Origin of the sequence: Cellulophaga fucicola (assembly GCF_900119145.1) — a bacterium.
In the GTDB taxonomy this organism is placed as follows: Bacteria; Bacteroidota; Bacteroidia; order Flavobacteriales; family Flavobacteriaceae; genus Cellulophaga; species Cellulophaga fucicola.
The window spans coordinates 1-16,618 of record NZ_FPIY01000002.1 but is presented as its reverse complement, the minus strand read 5'-3'; the positions used below and the strand labels follow the sequence as shown (position 1 = coordinate 16,618).

Annotated in this window: 15 protein-coding genes and 1 tRNA gene; 7 read left to right on the top strand and 9 right to left on the bottom strand. The window is 32.3% G+C overall.

Translation table 11 applies throughout. The features are described 5' to 3' along the window. The first annotated feature begins 103 nt into the window (after positions 1-103). Positions 104-1,105 carry a tetratricopeptide repeat protein gene (locus BT107_RS06245; protein WP_072302944.1) on the top strand — a complete coding sequence of 334 codons (1,002 nt, stop codon included), beginning with the start codon at positions 104-106 and terminating at the stop codon, positions 1,103-1,105. An 84-nt stretch (positions 1,106-1,189) separates the two neighbouring features. On the opposite strand, the gene BT107_RS06240 is transcribed toward BT107_RS06245, so the two are convergent. Next, positions 1,190-1,263: transfer RNA gene (locus BT107_RS06240), tRNA-Arg, on the bottom strand. Positions 1,264-1,342: 79 nt separating this feature from the next. On the opposite strand from BT107_RS06240, the gene BT107_RS06235 reads away from it, so the two are divergent. Then, positions 1,343-1,855 carry an adenine phosphoribosyltransferase gene (locus BT107_RS06235; protein ID WP_072302943.1) on the top strand — a complete coding sequence of 171 codons (513 nt, stop codon included), beginning with the start codon at positions 1,343-1,345 and terminating at the stop codon, positions 1,853-1,855. On the opposite strand, the gene BT107_RS06230 is transcribed toward BT107_RS06235, so the two are convergent. Continuing rightward, the gene (locus BT107_RS06230; protein WP_072302942.1) at positions 1,852-2,004 is read right to left on the bottom strand and encodes an SsrA-binding protein; all 153 of its coding nucleotides are present in this window, start codon (positions 2,002-2,004) and stop codon (positions 1,852-1,854) included. The genes BT107_RS06235 and BT107_RS06230 overlap by 4 nt on opposite strands. A gap of 572 nt (positions 2,005-2,576) precedes the next feature. On the opposite strand from BT107_RS06230, the gene BT107_RS06225 reads away from it, so the two are divergent. Further along, a complete protein-coding gene (locus BT107_RS06225; protein ID WP_072302941.1) occupies positions 2,577-3,512 on the top strand; it encodes a calcium/sodium antiporter in 936 nt (311 codons plus the stop codon). Positions 3,513-3,590: 78 nt separating this feature from the next. On the opposite strand, the gene BT107_RS06220 is transcribed toward BT107_RS06225, so the two are convergent. Next, positions 3,591-4,607: a glutamine synthetase beta-grasp domain-containing protein gene (locus tag BT107_RS06220; RefSeq protein WP_072302940.1), complete on the bottom strand. Its 1,017-nt coding sequence runs from the start codon at positions 4,605-4,607 to the stop codon at positions 3,591-3,593. 203 nt (positions 4,608-4,810) lie between these two features. On the opposite strand from BT107_RS06220, the gene BT107_RS06215 reads away from it, so the two are divergent. From BT107_RS06215 to BT107_RS06200, 4 genes are all read left to right on the top strand, one after another. Beyond that, the gene (locus BT107_RS06215; protein ID WP_072302939.1) at positions 4,811-6,997 is read left to right on the top strand and encodes a glutamine synthetase III family protein; all 2,187 of its coding nucleotides are present in this window, start codon (positions 4,811-4,813) and stop codon (positions 6,995-6,997) included. A gap of 121 nt (positions 6,998-7,118) precedes the next feature. Continuing rightward, positions 7,119-8,072: an acetyl-CoA carboxylase carboxyltransferase subunit alpha gene (locus BT107_RS06210; RefSeq protein WP_072302938.1), complete on the top strand. Its 954-nt coding sequence runs from the start codon at positions 7,119-7,121 to the stop codon at positions 8,070-8,072. Between the two features lie 168 nt (positions 8,073-8,240). After that, positions 8,241-9,791 carry a replicative DNA helicase gene (gene dnaB, locus BT107_RS06205; RefSeq protein ID WP_072302937.1) on the top strand — a complete coding sequence of 517 codons (1,551 nt, stop codon included), beginning with the start codon at positions 8,241-8,243 and terminating at the stop codon, positions 9,789-9,791. A gap of 128 nt (positions 9,792-9,919) precedes the next feature. Then, a complete protein-coding gene (locus BT107_RS06200) occupies positions 9,920-11,179 on the top strand; it encodes an asparagine synthetase B (RefSeq protein ID WP_072302936.1) in 1,260 nt (419 codons plus the stop codon). Positions 11,180-11,183: 4 nt separating this feature from the next. Here the strand turns inward: BT107_RS06200 and BT107_RS06195 are convergent, their stop codons facing one another. The 6 genes from BT107_RS06195 to thrS form a co-directional block, all read right to left on the bottom strand. Further along, positions 11,184-11,981, bottom strand: coding sequence for an HAD family hydrolase (locus BT107_RS06195; protein WP_072302935.1), 798 nt, complete (start codon positions 11,979-11,981; stop codon positions 11,184-11,186). Between the two features lie 106 nt (positions 11,982-12,087). Then, on the bottom strand, positions 12,088-12,474 hold the full coding sequence (locus BT107_RS06190) for a DUF4870 domain-containing protein (RefSeq protein WP_072302934.1): 387 nt from the start codon (positions 12,472-12,474) through the stop codon (positions 12,088-12,090). Between the two features lie 345 nt (positions 12,475-12,819). Further along, the gene (rplT, locus tag BT107_RS06185; protein ID WP_072302933.1) at positions 12,820-13,164 is read right to left on the bottom strand and encodes a 50S ribosomal protein L20; all 345 of its coding nucleotides are present in this window, start codon (positions 13,162-13,164) and stop codon (positions 12,820-12,822) included. Positions 13,165-13,258: 94 nt separating this feature from the next. Further along, positions 13,259-13,456 (bottom strand): 50S ribosomal protein L35, encoded by a 198-nt coding sequence (rpmI, locus tag BT107_RS06180; RefSeq protein ID WP_072302932.1) that lies wholly within the window; start codon positions 13,454-13,456, stop codon positions 13,259-13,261. Between the two features lie 109 nt (positions 13,457-13,565). Further along, positions 13,566-14,114 carry a translation initiation factor IF-3 gene (gene infC, locus BT107_RS06175; RefSeq protein ID WP_072302931.1) on the bottom strand — a complete coding sequence of 183 codons (549 nt, stop codon included), beginning with the start codon at positions 14,112-14,114 and terminating at the stop codon, positions 13,566-13,568. A 39-nt stretch (positions 14,115-14,153) separates the two neighbouring features. Continuing rightward, the gene (thrS, locus tag BT107_RS06170) at positions 14,154-16,094 is read right to left on the bottom strand and encodes a threonine--tRNA ligase (RefSeq protein ID WP_072302930.1); all 1,941 of its coding nucleotides are present in this window, start codon (positions 16,092-16,094) and stop codon (positions 14,154-14,156) included. Between the last annotated feature and the right edge of the window lie 524 nt (positions 16,095-16,618).

Genomic DNA, 16,618 nt, shown 5'->3' with positions numbered 1-16,618 from the left:
GTATTTTAAAAAAAACTTTTAATGTATAGGCTAAGCATATTTATGCGTTTACTTAAAAGGTTTGCAATAATTATTAGAAATAAGATATTAAAGAGTAATACAAATGAAAACAAAAGAAAACATCTCACAAGAGCTTATAAGTAAATTAAATGAATGGCATAATACAGGCAATCACCTAAAAGTAGTATTAGAATTAAAGTCTTTGCCAGAAACAAGTAACTCTTATTTATTAACCAATCTTTTAGCTAGAGCATTAAATAACCTTAATCTTTATGAAGAAGCGCTAGGCTTGTTACAAAGTGTTAGTGAGCAAGGTAAAGAAGATAGAGATTGGCAATTTCGTGTAGGATATTCATTGTTTTATATGGATGGTAGGGAAATAGAGGCTATACCTTATTTTGAGAAAGCTATTGAGTTAGGTGATGATTACCCTTCTACGTATGAATTATTATTAGAAGCTAAATCTTTTTTAAGTGATGACTCAGAGAGTAATGAAACTAATGAAGAAGAGTTTACGTTTGTGCCAGAAGCTTATGCACAAATAAATCTAAATATGAGGCTTCAACCAAAGTATCGTGCTCATATAGAAGATTCTTTAGATTATATGCTTCGTTTAAAAAAGTGGGGTTGCGTTAGTGGTGGTGGTACATCAATTGGAGAAAATGGAGAGCCTACATCTTGTGATATTGATATTGACTTAGTATCGTACTCAGAGGAAATGAAGAATAACCTAATCTTTATGGCTAAAAACCTAGAAGTAGCAAACGGTTCTAGGTTAAAATACTATGCTAAAGACAAAGATGTTAATCCAGAATTTAATGTGGAATACCCAATTGGTAAGTTGGTTGGTTTGGGAGTGTATATAGATACACAAGCTTTAGAGGATGAACAAATAGAAGTAGATACTGTTATAGAGTTATACAACTCTCTTATTAATATTCTTGGAAACAACGGAGCGTTAACACCTAGTCATAGTGAAAATAAAAACCAGATTGCATTATATTTTTATGGAGAAAGAGAGTATGAATATTTATTAAATAAAATTACGCCATTTCTTAAAGACAACGTAGTTGGTAAAAATTGTAAGGTTGTGCAGATTGCGTAATTTTCAGTAAATTTTAGAGCTAATAACTCATATTATTGTAAAAATAAAAAAGCTTGCAAAATCTATGATTTTGCAAGCTTTTAGTGACCTCGACTGGATTCAAACCAGTAACCTCTTGAGCCGTAATCAAGTGCGCTATTCAGTTGCGCCACGAGGCCGTTTTAATTAGTTTCCCTTTAACAGGGCTGCAAATATATTTCTTTTTACTTTTACAACAAAATTACTGAAGAGAAATATATGAATTTTAAAGAATACATTAGAGATATAAAAGATTTTCCTAAGCAAGGTATTGTTTTTAAGGATATTACACCTTTGTTAAATAATGCAGAAATTTTAGAGAAAACAGCAAATGCGCTCCTAAATTTGGTGAAAGACCAAAAAATAGACAAAGTTGTGGGTATGGAAAGTCGAGGTTTCTTCTTTGCAACACTTTTAGCAACCAAATTAAATGCAGGTTTTGTGCCCGTGCGTAAAAAAGGAAAATTGCCTTTTAACGTGTTGTCTAAACCTTATTCTTTAGAATATGGTGAAGATGCTTTAGAAATACACACAGATGCTATTAAAAAGGGAGATAGAGTACTAATACACGACGATGTGTTGGCTACAGGTGGCACTGCAAAGGCAGTTTGTGAGTTAATTGAAGAATTAGGAGGTGAGGTAGTGCAATGTAATTTTTTAATAGAGTTAGATTTTTTAAATGGTAAAGATAAAATTGCAAACTATACTGTTGCTTCTTTATTACATTATTAGTCTATTGCATTAGTAGTTACAAAATAGCGCCAACCAATAATAGCCATTTGTAACTTTGTGGCTTTAGATAGGTCTAGCTGTTTTTTGCTATAAGAAGGTAATAGAGTTCTATTAATTTTTGCTAAAAACTTAAATATAGATTTCTTCATAAAAGTTATTTCTGCAAATATATGATATTACTAAAAAGAATAAAGGTTGCTATAAGCAACCTTTATATTTATATAGGCCTATATAATTATTCTTAGAATAGTAGTATAACAAGTAAAATGATGTAACTAAATAAAATTTCTGATAGAATAATCATAGTTGTGTGGTTTTTAAGGTTAATAATTAGTTGTAAGCAATCGATTGTTAAATCAATATAATCAGAAAAAATGTTCACATCCAAATAAGTAGATCATTATTAATGCAGTTGAATACACTATTGAAAGTGTTTAAATCTTATTTGTTTTAATATTTTTATATTAATCTTTAATATTGTTTTAATTTGTAATATCAAAATGTAATTATTGTTGTTATCTGTAATTATTGTAGGGATATTTTTGATGTAAAATATATAAGCAAGGAGGTTTTCATTATTTAAAACATCATTTTAGCTTGTTTCATAAAAAGTTACTGTAGTTTATTTCTGTTTTTAGCCTTCTTATTTTATAAAAAAATATTGAAATTCGAGAAATAATTGTCACATTCTAATTCTTATATTTGCTTAAAAAAATAGTAGATGCTAAATATAGTGTACATAGTTATTGGTTTGGTTTTTTTAATAATGGGTGGTAACTGGTTATTAAAATCCTCAGTAGCACTTTCTTTAAGATTACAAATACCAAAAATTGTAGTGGGGATGACGGTTGTCTCTTTTGCAACGTCTGCACCAGAATTAATTGTAAGTATTAAAGCAGCCTTAGATGGCTCTCCGGATTTAGCCTTGGGTAACGTTGTAGGTTCTAATATTGCCAATTTAGGTTTGGTTTTAGGTGTAATTGTAATGTTGGGTTCTATAGATGTACGTAAAAGTTTTTATACAACAGACTGGCCTATTTTAATAGTTGCTTCTTTAATCTTTTTTGTATTTATCTATTTTGATGGTGTTATAGAATTTTATGAAGGTCTTATAATGGTTGCTTTATTAATTGTATATATAGTATACTTAATAAAGTTTCAAAAAACAGCGGTAGAAGATGAGGCTCCAGAAGATGACAAACCTTTACCAACCTTTAAAATGATACTATTTTTAGTTTTAGGAGGCTTAGGCTTATGGGGTGGCTCAGAGTTATTGGTAAGTGGAGCAACTGGTTTGGCTAGATTTTATAATGTTAGCGAAAGAGTAATAGGGGTAACAGTTGTATCTATAGGTACAAGTATACCAGAATTAGCAGCATCTGTAATAGCCGTAATTAAAAAGGAGAAAGCAATATCTTTAGGTAACTTAATAGGCTCTAATATTTTCAATATTTTTGCAGTCTTAGGTATAACAGCAATGATAACACCATTAAGAGTTGTAGATAATACATTGTTAAGTAATGATATTTTATGGATGCTAGGCTTTGCATTTATACTATTGCCTCTGGTATTTATACCTAGAGGATTGCGTTTAGGTTGGCGAGATGGTATTATACTTTTAGGAGGCTATGCAACCTTTGTTTATTTTACAATTTAAAAAGTACAACATTTTATATAAAACAAAAACGCCTAAGATGTTATCTTAGGCGTTTTTTATATCAATTTAATTATAAGTTTAAATCTTAGCAGATTTTACTGTTTTTATAATTCTACCAGCAATCTTGTAAGGATCTCCGTTAGATGCAGGTCTTCTGTCTTCTAACCAACCTTTCCAGCCTTTTTCTACTGTAATAATAGGAATACGAATAGAAGCACCTCTATCTGAAATACCATAGCTAAAATCGTGAATAGATGCAGTTTCATGCTCACCAGTTAAACGTTGGTCGTTAAACTCACCGTAAACAGCAATGTGCTCTTTTACTACAGGTCTAAATGCTTCACATATTTTCTCGTAAACTTCTTGAGAACCACAAGTTCTTAAAATAGTGTTAGAGAAGTTAGCGTGCATACCAGAACCATTCCAATCCATATCTTTACCTAATGGTTTTGGGTGGTATTCTATATAGTAACCATATTGTTCTGTTAATCTATCTAATAGGTAACGAGATACCCAGATCTCATCACCAGCTTTTTTAGCACCTTTTGCAAACAATTGATACTCCCACTGACCAGAAGCAACCTCTTGGTTAATACCTTCAAAATTTAATCCAGCAGCAATACAAAGATCTGCATGCTGTTCAACTAAATCTCTACCGTGAGTGTGTTTACCACCAACAGAACAGTAGTACATACCTTGTGGAGCAGGATAACCACCAATAGGGAAACCTAAAGGTAATTGTGTTTGCGTATCCATAATAAAATATTCTTGCTCAAAACCGAACCAGAAATCATTGTCATTATCATCGATTGTAGCTCTTCCGTTAGATTCGTGAGGAGTGCCATCTGCATTTAAAACTTCAGTCATTACTAAAAATCCATCCTTACGTGCAGGATCTGGATAAATTGCAACAGGTTTTAATAAACAGTCAGAAGATCCACCAGAAGCTTGTCTTGTAGAAGAACCATCAAAAGACCAGATTTCACAATCTTCTAGTTTTCCGCTAAAGTCTTCTACTACTTTAGTTTTACTTCTCATGTTTTGAGTTGGCTTGTAACCATCAAGCCAGATATACTCTAATTTAGATTTACTCATAATGTTGTTGTTGATATTTCATTAAAGATGAAGCAAAAATAATTTTTTTCATTGTATATCCATAATTTTTATAGGGGTAATTGCTAAAATATTAGTTGTAATTCTTGATACCCTTGTTTTTTTAGGGGTAAAATAGAAATTTTACATTTTTAATCAGTTTAATTACTAATTTTGCAATTCATATTACTTTTAAATATATACATATGTCTGTAGTAAGGTTCAATGCTGTTAAAGAAAGTCTTTCTAGACCAAATTTTGTTATAAATGAAAAAGGAATCAGATCTAAAAAGTTTGGTAACCAGGTTTTTAATGAAGAGCGAATGTTGCAATTTTTAACCAAAGATGCATTGGCAACCGTAAAAGCTGCTATTTTTTCTGGAGCTAAGATTGATAGAAAAATTGCAGACCAAGTAGCAGAAGGTATAAAGTCATGGGCTATATCTTTAGGAGCTACACATTACACACATTGGTTTCAGCCACTAACAGGTAGTACGGCTGAAAAACACGATGCTTTTTTTGATATTTTATCTGATGGTAGAGCATTAGAGAAATTTGGAGGCGGACAATTAGTGCAGCAAGAACCAGATGCATCTAGTTTTCCTAGTGGCGGAATAAGAAACACGTTTGAAGCAAGAGGTTACACAGCTTGGGATCCTACTTCGGCTGCATTTATATATGATAAAACCTTATGTATACCAACCATATTTGTATCGTACACTGGTGAAGCTTTGGACAATAAGGCTCCGCTTTTACGTGCATTATCTGCGGTAGATGAGGCTGCAACGGCGGTAGCAAAGTATTTTGATAAAAACGTAACTAAAGTAAATGCAACCTTAGGTTGGGAGCAAGAATACTTTTTAATAGATAAAGCTTTAGCATATTCTAGACCAGACATATTATTAACAGGTAGAACTTTAGTTGGGCACCATGCTGCAAAAGGGCAACAGTTAGACGATCACTATTTTGGCGTTATACCTGCCAGAGTTCTTAACTTTATGAAAGAGTTAGAAATAGAGTGTATTAAATTGGGTATACCCGTTAAAACTAGACATAACGAGGTTGCTCCTAATCAGTTTGAGCTTGCTCCTGTTTTTGAAGAAGCAAATTTAGCTGTAGACCATAACCTATTATTAATGGATGTTATGGATAAAATAGCAGACAAGCATAATTTAAAGGTGTTGTTTCATGAAAAACCGTTTGCACACGTAAATGGTTCAGGTAAACATAACAACTGGTCTTTAGCTACAGATACGGGTACCAACTTATTAAGTCCTGGTTCTACACCAATGAAGAATCTTCAGTTTTTAACGTTCTTTATTAATACTATAAAAGCAGTAGATACATACGAGGAGTTGTTAAGATCATCAATAGCATCTGCAAGTAACGATCATAGATTAGGAGCAAATGAAGCACCGCCAGCAATATTTTCAATCTTTATAGGGACACAATTAAGCAGTGTTTTAGATGAGCTAGAGGGCGTTTCTAAAGGTAAATTATCACCAGAAGAAAAAACGGAGCTTAAATTAAATGTAGTAGGTAAAATACCAGAAATACTATTAGATAATACAGACAGAAATAGAACATCTCCTTTTGCTTTTACAGGTAATAAGTTTGAGATGCGTGGTGTTGGTTCTAAAACAAACTGTTCTAAACCAATGACTGTTTTAAATACTGTAGTTGCCAAGCAGTTAATAGAGTTTAAAAAAGAAGTAGATAAGCTCATAGATAAAAAGAACCTTAAAAAAGATGAAGCTGTTTTTAATGTTTTACGTGAGTATATTAAAACATCTAAACGAATTAGGTTTGATGGTGATGGTTATAGCAAAGAATGGGAGAAGGAAGCTAAAAAACGTAAGTTAAGCAATAACAAAACTACACCAGAAGCTTTAAAAGTATTAACCTCTAAAGATAGTTTAGATCTTTTTAAGTCTATGAAGGTAATGAGTGAGGTAGAGGTTACTGCAAGACAAGAAATAGAACTAGAATCTTATATTATGCACTTGCAAATAGAAGGTAGAGTTTTTAACGAGTTAGTTTATGGGCATATAGTACCAGCGGCATTGGCATATCAAAATAAATTATTAAAAACTGTAATGGGTTTAAAAGACATTTATGGCGATTCTTACAAGACAATGGCGGCAGCACAATTAACAATAATTGAAGAAATTGCCACGTATGTAAATACTGTAAAATCTAAGGTAGATGAAATGACGCAAGCACGTAGAGATGCAAATAATTTAAAAGATTTAACTAAAAAAGCATTTGCATACTGCGATAATGTTAAGCCGTATTTTGAAGAAATTAGATACAATAGTGATAAGTTAGAACAGTTGATAGATAATGAGTTATGGCCATTGACTAAATATAGAGAGCTGTTATTTACAGAGTAATTTTGGGCAATTTAAAATTGTTTTTTTCTTATATTTTCAGGATTTTTATACTAGTCTAATAGGTGAATTACTTTAATGTTCTATATTTGTTTATTGATATAAATCAAACCTATTTGAAAATATGGAATATTTAGACTTTGAACTCCCTATCAAAGAACTAGAAGAGCAGTTAGATAAGTGTCAGATTATTGGCAAAGAGAGTGATGTAGATGTATCTGAAACTTGCAAGCAGATAGAGAAAAAACTAACAGAGACTAGAAAAGATATATATAAAAATCTTACACCTTGGCAAAGGGTACAATTATCTAGACACCCTAATAGACCTTATACATTAGATTACATTAATGCAATCTGTGGTGAGACTTTTTTAGAGTTGCATGGAGACCGTACTGTAAAAGATGATAAAGCAATGATTGGTGGCCTTGGTAAAATAGGTGACCAAAGTTTTATGTTTATTGGTCAGCAAAAAGGATACAATACAAAAACAAGACAATATCGTAATTTTGGAATGGCAAACCCAGAGGGTTACCGTAAAGCATTACGTTTAATGAAATCTGCAGAAAAATTTGATGTTCCTGTAGTATGTCTTATAGATACACCAGGTGCTTATCCAGGTATAGAAGCAGAAGAACGCGGACAAGGAGAAGCTATTGCTCGTAACATTTTAGAAATGACACGTCTAAAAGTGCCAATTATTGTTGTAATAATAGGAGAAGGTGCTTCTGGTGGTGCATTAGGTATAGGTGTTGGTGATAAAGTATTAATGTTAGAAAACACTTGGTACTCTGTTATTTCTCCAGAATCTTGTTCTTCAATTTTATGGAGAAGCTGGGAATATAAAGAACAAGCTGCTGAAGCATTAAAACTTACAGCAACAGATATGAAAAAATTAAAGCTTATTGATGAAATTGTGCGTGAACCTGCAGGAGGAGCACATGCAAACAGAGAAAAGAATTTTACTATTGTAAAAAACAAAATTATTTCTCATTTTGAAGAGCTTAAAAAGTTATCACCAAAAGAATTGGTAGAAACTAGAATGGATAAATATGCTAATATGGGAGTCTTTAACGGCTAAAAGGCATTTTTATTCAAAATAATAGAAATCCAAAGACTTAGGCTTTGGATTTTTTTGGTTATGAACACAAATTCGTAACTTATCAACAGGTAAATTGTTAATCAATAGTGAATATCACTACCCCTATTTTTTAAGTTAACTAAACGTTAATTGCATACTTTAGCAGATATGGATAAGCCAAGCCCAGTAGCAGGACATAAGATAGATAAATCTACAATCATTAGTTTGGAGAGAGGTAAAATACCTCCACAAGCTGTTGATTTAGAGGAGGTTGTCATCGGAGCGATGATGATAGATAAGAAAGGTGTAGATGAGGTTATCGATATTTTACACCCAGATGTTTTTTATAAAGAATCTCATAAGCACATCTACGAGGCAATTTTTAAATTGTTTGAATCGTCAGAGCCAATAGATTTATTAACCGTTTCAACACAATTAAAGCAAGATGGAAAGTTAGAAGTTGTAGGAGGAGATTTTTACCTTATAAAACTTACTCAAAAAGTAACTTCTTCTGCGCATATTGAGTTTCACGCAAGAATTATACTTCAAAAATATATTCAAAGAAGTCTTATAAAAATATCTAACGAAATTATACAAGAAGCATACGAAGATGCTACAGATGTATTTGATTTATTAGATGCTGCAGAATCTAAGTTGTATGATGTTACGCAGGGAAATTTAAAACGTTCTGCTGAAACAGCACAAAACTTAGTAATACAGGCAAAGAAAAGAATTGAAGAAATATCTGGTAAAGAAGGTTTAAGTGGTGTGCCATCTGGTTTTCATAAATTAGATGAGTTAACTTCTGGTTGGCAGCCCAGTGATTTAATTATTGTAGCCGCTCGTCCAGGTATGGGTAAAACCGCATTTACATTATCTATGGCGCGTAATATGGCGGTACAATCTAATATGCCAGTTGCGTTCTTTTCTCTGGAGATGTCATCTGTACAATTAATTACAAGACTTATCTCTTCAGAAACAGGTTTGTCTTCAGAAAAATTACGTACAGGTAAGTTGGAGAAACACGAATGGGAACAATTAAACGTTAAAGTAAAAACGTTAGAATCTGCACCCTTATTTATAGATGATACTCCGTCACTTTCTATTTTTGACCTTAGAGCTAAATGTCGAAGATTGGCATCTCAGCACGGTATAAAAATGATTATGATTGATTATTTGCAGTTAATGACTGCGGGTGGTACTCAAAAAGGAGGAAACAGGGAACAAGAAATTTCTACAATTTCTAGAAACTTAAAAGCCTTAGCAAAAGAACTTAATGTGCCAGTAATTGCACTTTCTCAGTTATCAAGGGCGGTAGAAACACGTGGTGGTAGTAAAAGACCAATACTATCAGATTTACGTGAATCTGGTGCAATTGAGCAGGATGCCGATATTGTATCATTTATTTATAGACCAGAATACTATAAAATTGATGAGTGGGATGATGATGAGCATTCACCAACACAAGGACAGGGTGAATTTATTGTGGCAAAACACAGGAATGGTGGTCTAGAAAACATTAGACTTAAATTTATTGGTAGTCAAGGTAAGTTTGATAACCTTGATGATTTTGATTCTCCAGTTGAATTTCAATCTAAAATGAATGAAAACGAACAAAATCCATTTTTAACACAAGGTCTACCTAGTGCAAATGAAGCTTTTGGTAGTTCTATGAACGATGGTTTACCGCCAGAAGATGATAATGATGTTCCTTTTTAATTAAAAATTTATATTTTACTCTATGCTTTTTTAGCATAGAGTAAAATTCTTTCACTTTTTAAGATATACGTAGTAATATAAAATGAGATTTAATTACCTTTAAAAGGCTAAAATAATTATCATTTGTAATGCGTAAATACTTTTTACTTCTTTCTTTTTTCTATTTTTCAATGAGTCTTATGGCTTCTAATATTCTAATTCCTATGGATGCAGAAAGTCAAAAAAATCATTTAAAAGCATATGGTATTACGTATTGGGTTTTGTCAAAGCAGCAAAAAGTACATTGGCTACTAAACTACAGAGGCGGTTCTTTTTTGCTCCCAGATGGCGATGCTATTCGTAAAGAATGTCAAATTAGAGGAGTTTCTTTCGAAATTTTATCTACGGCACAATCAGAGAGTATATTAGCGGGTATAAGTAGTCCGTCTAAAAACCAAGATGCCGTTATTTTAGAAAAAGCACCTAAAATTGCTGTGTATTCTCCTAAAGGAAATCATCCTTGGGACGATGCTGTTACAATGGTACTTACTTATGCAGAAATTCCTTATGTTACAATTTATGATGAAGAGGTTTTAAGTGATAAATTAGCTTTATATGATTGGCTGCATTTACATCATGAAGATTTTACAGGTCAATACGGTAAGTTTTATGGTAGTTATAAAGCTGCGCCTTGGTATATAGAAAGTAAAGAAAATTCAGAAATATTAGCAAGCAAGCTAGGGTATAGCAAAGTATCTGAAGAAAAAAGAGATGTAGCTTTAAAAATAAGAAATTACGTTATTGGTGGTGGATTTATGTTTGCTATGTGTTCTGCTACAGATAGTTTTGATATTGCTTTGGCGGCAGAAGGAGTAGATATTTGTGAGCCAATGTTCGATGGTGACGCATCAGAACCAAATTATCAATCAAAAATAGACTATAAAAAAACATTTGCTTTTACGGATTTTACGTTAGAACGTAACCCAACCGTATATGAGTTTTCTACTATAGATATGACTAGGACACGACAATTGTCTAAGGAGTCAGATTATTTTTCTTTAATGGATTTTTCAGCTAAATGGGATCCTGTTCCAACAATGCTTTGTCAAAACCATACTTCTTTAGTAAAAGGATTTATGGGGCAGACTACTGCTTTTAACAGAAAACAATTAAAATCTACCGTTTTAGTTTTAGGTGAAAATAAAATTAATAGCGAGGCTAGATACATTCATGGTATAAAAGGAAAAGGTTTTTTTACTTTCTATGGAGGCCACGATCCAGAAGATTACCAACATAGAGTAGGGGATCCTAAAACTGAATTAGAATTGCACCCAACTTCTCCGGGCTACAGATTAATATTAAACAATGTTTTGTTCCCTGCTGCTCGTAAAAAAAAGAAAAAAACCTAAAGTTTTAGTTTTTTAAAAGCTGATCTAAAATAGTTTCAACACCGTATTCATCATTACTTTTTGTAGTATAGTTTGCAGCTTTGGTTACATTGGGGTGTGCATTTGCCATAGCAAAGCTAAAATCTGCCAGAGCAAGCATTTCTAAGTCGTTATTAAAGTCTCCAAAAACCATAGTTTCGGCAGCAGATATATTAAATATATCTTGTAGTTTTTGCAAAGCATATCCTTTATGTGCATTAACATGCGATAAGTCTAACCAATTTTCTCCTGAAACTTTTACTTTTAATGTAGATTCTAAGTGTTTTACTTTTGGATAAATATAGGTTTCAGAGCTTTCAAAATGATAAATTGCTATTTTTAATATTTCATCATCATAGTCTTCAAGATTTTCTAAAAGTTCATATGATGCGTAATACTCCTTAAATTTCTCTGCAAATTCTTTAGAATCGGGTCTAATGTAGGCTTTTTTTTTGCCACATAATACTGGGTAAACATTATCAATTGTAGATATTAATTGTAATAAATCTAAAATTGTAGCCCTGTCTAAACCAGTTTGTAATATCTCTTCGTTCTTATCTTTTGTAATAGCTCCGTTTTCTGCAATAACTAAAATGTCATCTTTAATAGTGTATAGCTTGTCAATAATACTATGGTATTGCCTTCCACTAGCAGCAACAAAAAGAATATTTTTTTTTCTTAGTTGTGTAAATTGCTCAAGAAATTTTGGGCTAACCTCGTGTTTAGAGTTTAATAAAGTACCGTCCATATCGGTAACAACCATTTTAACTTTAGATAAATCCATATGTAATACTAATTATAAGATGCAAATATATTCTTAACTACTTAAAAGTAGATAAAGATTAGTTAATCATTTTGTGAAATATGGTAAGTGTATTATAGATACCTTGTTAAAAGAATTTTATGCTTAATGGGTATTTGTATAGCCTTTTTTCTGATGCAGCTATACCGCCCATTATAGGAGGAATAATCATAAGTAATGCTAAAGCAATACCTATAGCAACCAATAGAATTAAAAAGATAAAACCTATTAAGAAAAAAGTTAATATAAACGAGACAAATAAAAGTACAAAGAATGTAATGGAGTATATTAAAAGGCTAATTTGAAAGTTAACTACGGCTTTTCCGTGAACATCCATGTCTTTTATGTTTTCTTTTTTAGAAGACCATAATACTATAGGTATAATTAAGCCAAATGGCCCTAAGAAATTTAAGAGCTGAGAATAGTGCATTAAGGATATAGAACTGTAGTCTTCTTGTAAATCAGTATTTGTCATTAGCTTTTGTTGGGTCGTGTTTTACGTAATTCATAAAACGTTAAAAATACAGTTATTAGTATGCAAATGGTAATAAAAGTATATGGTTTTTTTTCGGTTAGGTTAATTAAAAACTCTGTCATCTCTGCAAGTTCTCCTATCATGTTCTTTTTTTAATTAAGTAATGTATTTTTCTTTTTAAGAGATGCAAAAAGCAGTAAAGGTTGCTTATTATCTTAAAAAGATGCTTATAATTTATATAACCCTAAAGCTATGTAGTTATTGCCTAGTGTTTATTAAAATTATGCAAAAAAAAACCTACTCTAAAAAGAGTAGGTTTGTTCATCTAAGCGAGATGAGTTATTTTTATTTTACCTTGTTTACAATAGCTTTAAAAGCTTCTGGGTGGTTCATAGCTAAATCTGCTAAAACCTTACGGTTAAGCTCAATGTTGTTAGCTTTTACTTTACCCATAAATTGAGAATAAGATAATCCATGTAATCTAGCACCTGCATTAATACGAGTGATCCATAAAGCACGGAAATTTCTTTTCTTAACTCTACGGTCTCTATAAGCATATTGCATTGCTTTTTCAACCGCATTTTTGGCTACTGTCCAAACGTTTTTACGTCTTCCAAAGTACCCTTTGGCTTGCTTCATCACTTTTTTTCTTCTAGCTCGTGAAGCAACTGAATTTACTGATCTTGGCATAAATTTAATTTTTTTTGTAGTAGGCGGTCTAAATTAAGACACTTTGTTTTTAAGCCTAACTCCATGGTTAATAATAATTACCGAAAAGAATCTATTACTTTAAACGTAATTGTTCTTTTATACTATTCACATCGGCTTGGTGTACTAATGTACTGTGAGTCAATGCTAGCTTACGCTTTTTAGATTTTTTTGTCAAAATGTGACTCTTAAAAGCGTGCTTTCTTTTTATTTTACCAGAACCTGTAAGCTTAAAACGCTTCTTAGCACTGGATTTTGTTTTCATTTTAGGCATTTGTTCCTATTTAATAAATTAAATACCGTAAAAAACTTACGGTATCTCTCGCTTAGTGAATCAGGTCTAGACCTGATTTATTTTACAAATACTTAATTAATAAGTATTGTTACTTCTTTGTTTTAGGAGCTAAAAACATTGTCATTCTTTTACCTTCTAATTTAGGCATCTGTTCTACCTTGCCTAGTTCTTCCAGTTCTTGGGCAAGACGTAACAACAATATTTCTCCTTGATCTTTATAGACAATAGATCTACCTTTAAAAAATACATATGCTTTTAATTTAGCACCTTCTTTTAAAAATTTCTCCGCATGTTTCTTCTTAAACTCATAATCGTGATCATCTGTTTGTGGTCCAAAACGAATTTCTTTAACCACTACTTTAGACGCTTTGGCTTTCATCACCTTTTCACGCTTCTTTTGTTCGTACAAAAACTTTTTGTAGTCTATAATTTTACACACAGGAGGGTCTGCCTTTGGTGAGATTTCTACCAAATCTAATTCTAACTCCTCTGCTTTTGCTAAAGCCACCTTTGTTGTATAAACTCCAACCTCTATATTATCGCCAACTAAACGTACATTAGGTACTTTAATATCGCTGTTAATATTATGCGGGTTTTTATTTTCTCTTCTCGGCTGTGGCCTAAATCTCTTTCTAATTGCTATAACTGATAATTTTTAGATTAAACTTCTATTTTTTTAAAACGACTTTAAGGTACTATTTATTTCGCTAGTTACCAAGTCACTAAAATCTTTTATTGAGATAGAGCCTAAATCATCACCTCCGTGTTTACGTACAGAAATAGTGTTTGTAGCCTCTTCATTCTCGCCAATGATAATCATAAAAGGGATTTTATTCATTTCTGCTTCCCTAATTTTCTTACCAACTGTTTCGTTTCTGTTGTCTAGCAGGGCGCGAATTTCGTTATTTTCTAATGAATTTAAAACTTTTTTCGCATATTTCTCATATTTCTCGCTAACTGGTAGTATAATTACTTGTTCTGGTGTTAGCCATAATGGGAAATTACCACCTGTATGTTCTAGTAATAACGCTATAAAACGCTCCATACTTCCAAAAGGAGCACGGTGTATCATTACTGGTCTGTGACTCTCGTTATCACTACCTTTATATGTAAGGTCAAAACGTTCTGGTAAGTTGTAATCAACTTGTATAGTACCAAGTTGCCAGTTTCTTCCTAGAGCATCCTTAACCATAAAATCTAGTTTAGGTCCGTAAAAAGCAGCTTCACCACTTTCTATAACGTAATCTAACCCTTTTTCTTTAGCTGCATTTATAATTGCATTTTCAGCCTTTTCCCAGTTTTCAACACTACCTATGTATTTGTCGGGAGTATTTAAATCTCTTACAGATACTTGGGCTTTAAAATTATCAAACCCTAAAGAATTTAATACATATAAAGATAAGTCTATTACATTTCTAAACTCTTCGTCTAATTGGTCTGGTGTGCAAAAAATGTGTGCATCATCTTGTGTAAAACCTCTAACACGTGTTAAACCGTGTAATTCTCCACTTTGTTCGTATCTGTATACGGTACCAAATTCGGCAAAACGCTTTGGTAAATCTTTATAAGAGTGTGGCTTAAAGTTATAAACTTCACAATGGTGCGGGCAGTTCATAGGCTTTAACAAAAACTCCTCATCCATTTTAGGAGTTTTAATTGGCTGAAAACTGTCTTCTCCATATTTAGCATAATGTCCAGAGGTAACATAAAGTTCCTTTTGTCCTATATGTGGTGTAACAACCATTTCATAACCAGCCTTTTTCTGAGCCTTTTTCAAAAAGTTCTCCAGACGCTCTCTTAAAGCAGCGCCTTTTGGTAACCACAAAGGTAAACCTGCACCAACTTTTTGAGAAAAAGTAAACAACTCAAGTTCTTTGCCTAATTTTCTGTGGTCTCTTTGTTTTGCTTGTTCTAATAACTCTAAGTACTCTGTTAATTCCTTTTGTTTAGGAAAAGAGATACCGTACAAACGTGTTAGTTGTGTTTTGTTTTCGTCACCTCTCCAGTATGCACCAGCAACACTTAGTATTTTTATAGCTTTTACAATACCGGTATTTGGTATGTGCCCGCCTCTACATAAATCCGTAAACGTATCATGGTCGCAAAAAGTAATAGTACCATCCTCTAGGTTTTCAATTAACTCAACCTTGTATTCATTACCTTGTTCCTTGTATAGAGATAAAGCTTCAGCTTTAGTAACAGCTCGCATTTTAAAATCGTGCTTACCTCTTGCAATTTCAATAGCCTTCTTTTCTATAGTAGGGAAGTCCTTGTCAGATATAGATCTGTCACCTAAATCAATATCATAATAAAAACCATTCTCTATAGAAGGACCAATAGTTAACTTAACCCCAGGATATAGTTGTTCAATTGCCTGTGCAACTATGTGCGAAGAAGAGTGCCAAAAAGCCTGTTTGCCTTCAGTATCATTCCAAGTGTATAAAACTAAAGAGCCATCTTCGGTTAGCGGGGTAACGGTTTCTACCGTGGTATCATTAAATTTAGCAGAAATAACATTTCTAGCAAATCCTTCGCTAATGCTTTTAGCAACGTCCATAGGAGTGCTCCCCTCGGAAAATTCTTTTAAAGTACCGTCTGGTAAAGTAATTTTAATCATACCTATTATTAATATATAGAATACAAAGATAATATCTTGTCATCACCTTAACAATAATAATGTAGATATTTTCATACTATAGAGTAATTAGGTTGTTTGTTTTGTAACAAGTAGTGCTCCTTATATATAGGATAATAATTTCACTGCGTATTCTACCCCTTATATAGTTAGGTAATCGCCTTGTTAAAGACAAAGAACGGGCTATAAATAGTGAGCTAATAGTTATGTTCTGTTATTTGCTTAAAAGAAGCAGAAAAAGAGGTCTACTTAAGAGGTTGATAAATAGGGTTGTAAAGGATGTTTTTAAAATAACTTCAAAAAAGATTTAAAAAAGAGTTGTTATATCAGATAAGCTCTGTATATTTGCACCCGCTAAGGGAAAAACATAGAGTTAATAAGTTAGCAAAGTTCATTGAAAAGGTTGTAAAATTGGTTTAAAATAAAGGTTAAGAAATAAGTTAAAAAAAGCTTGTTTTGCTTTAGTTAAAAGAGCTAAGTTTGCAGTCCTAAATTGCCGAGGGTGT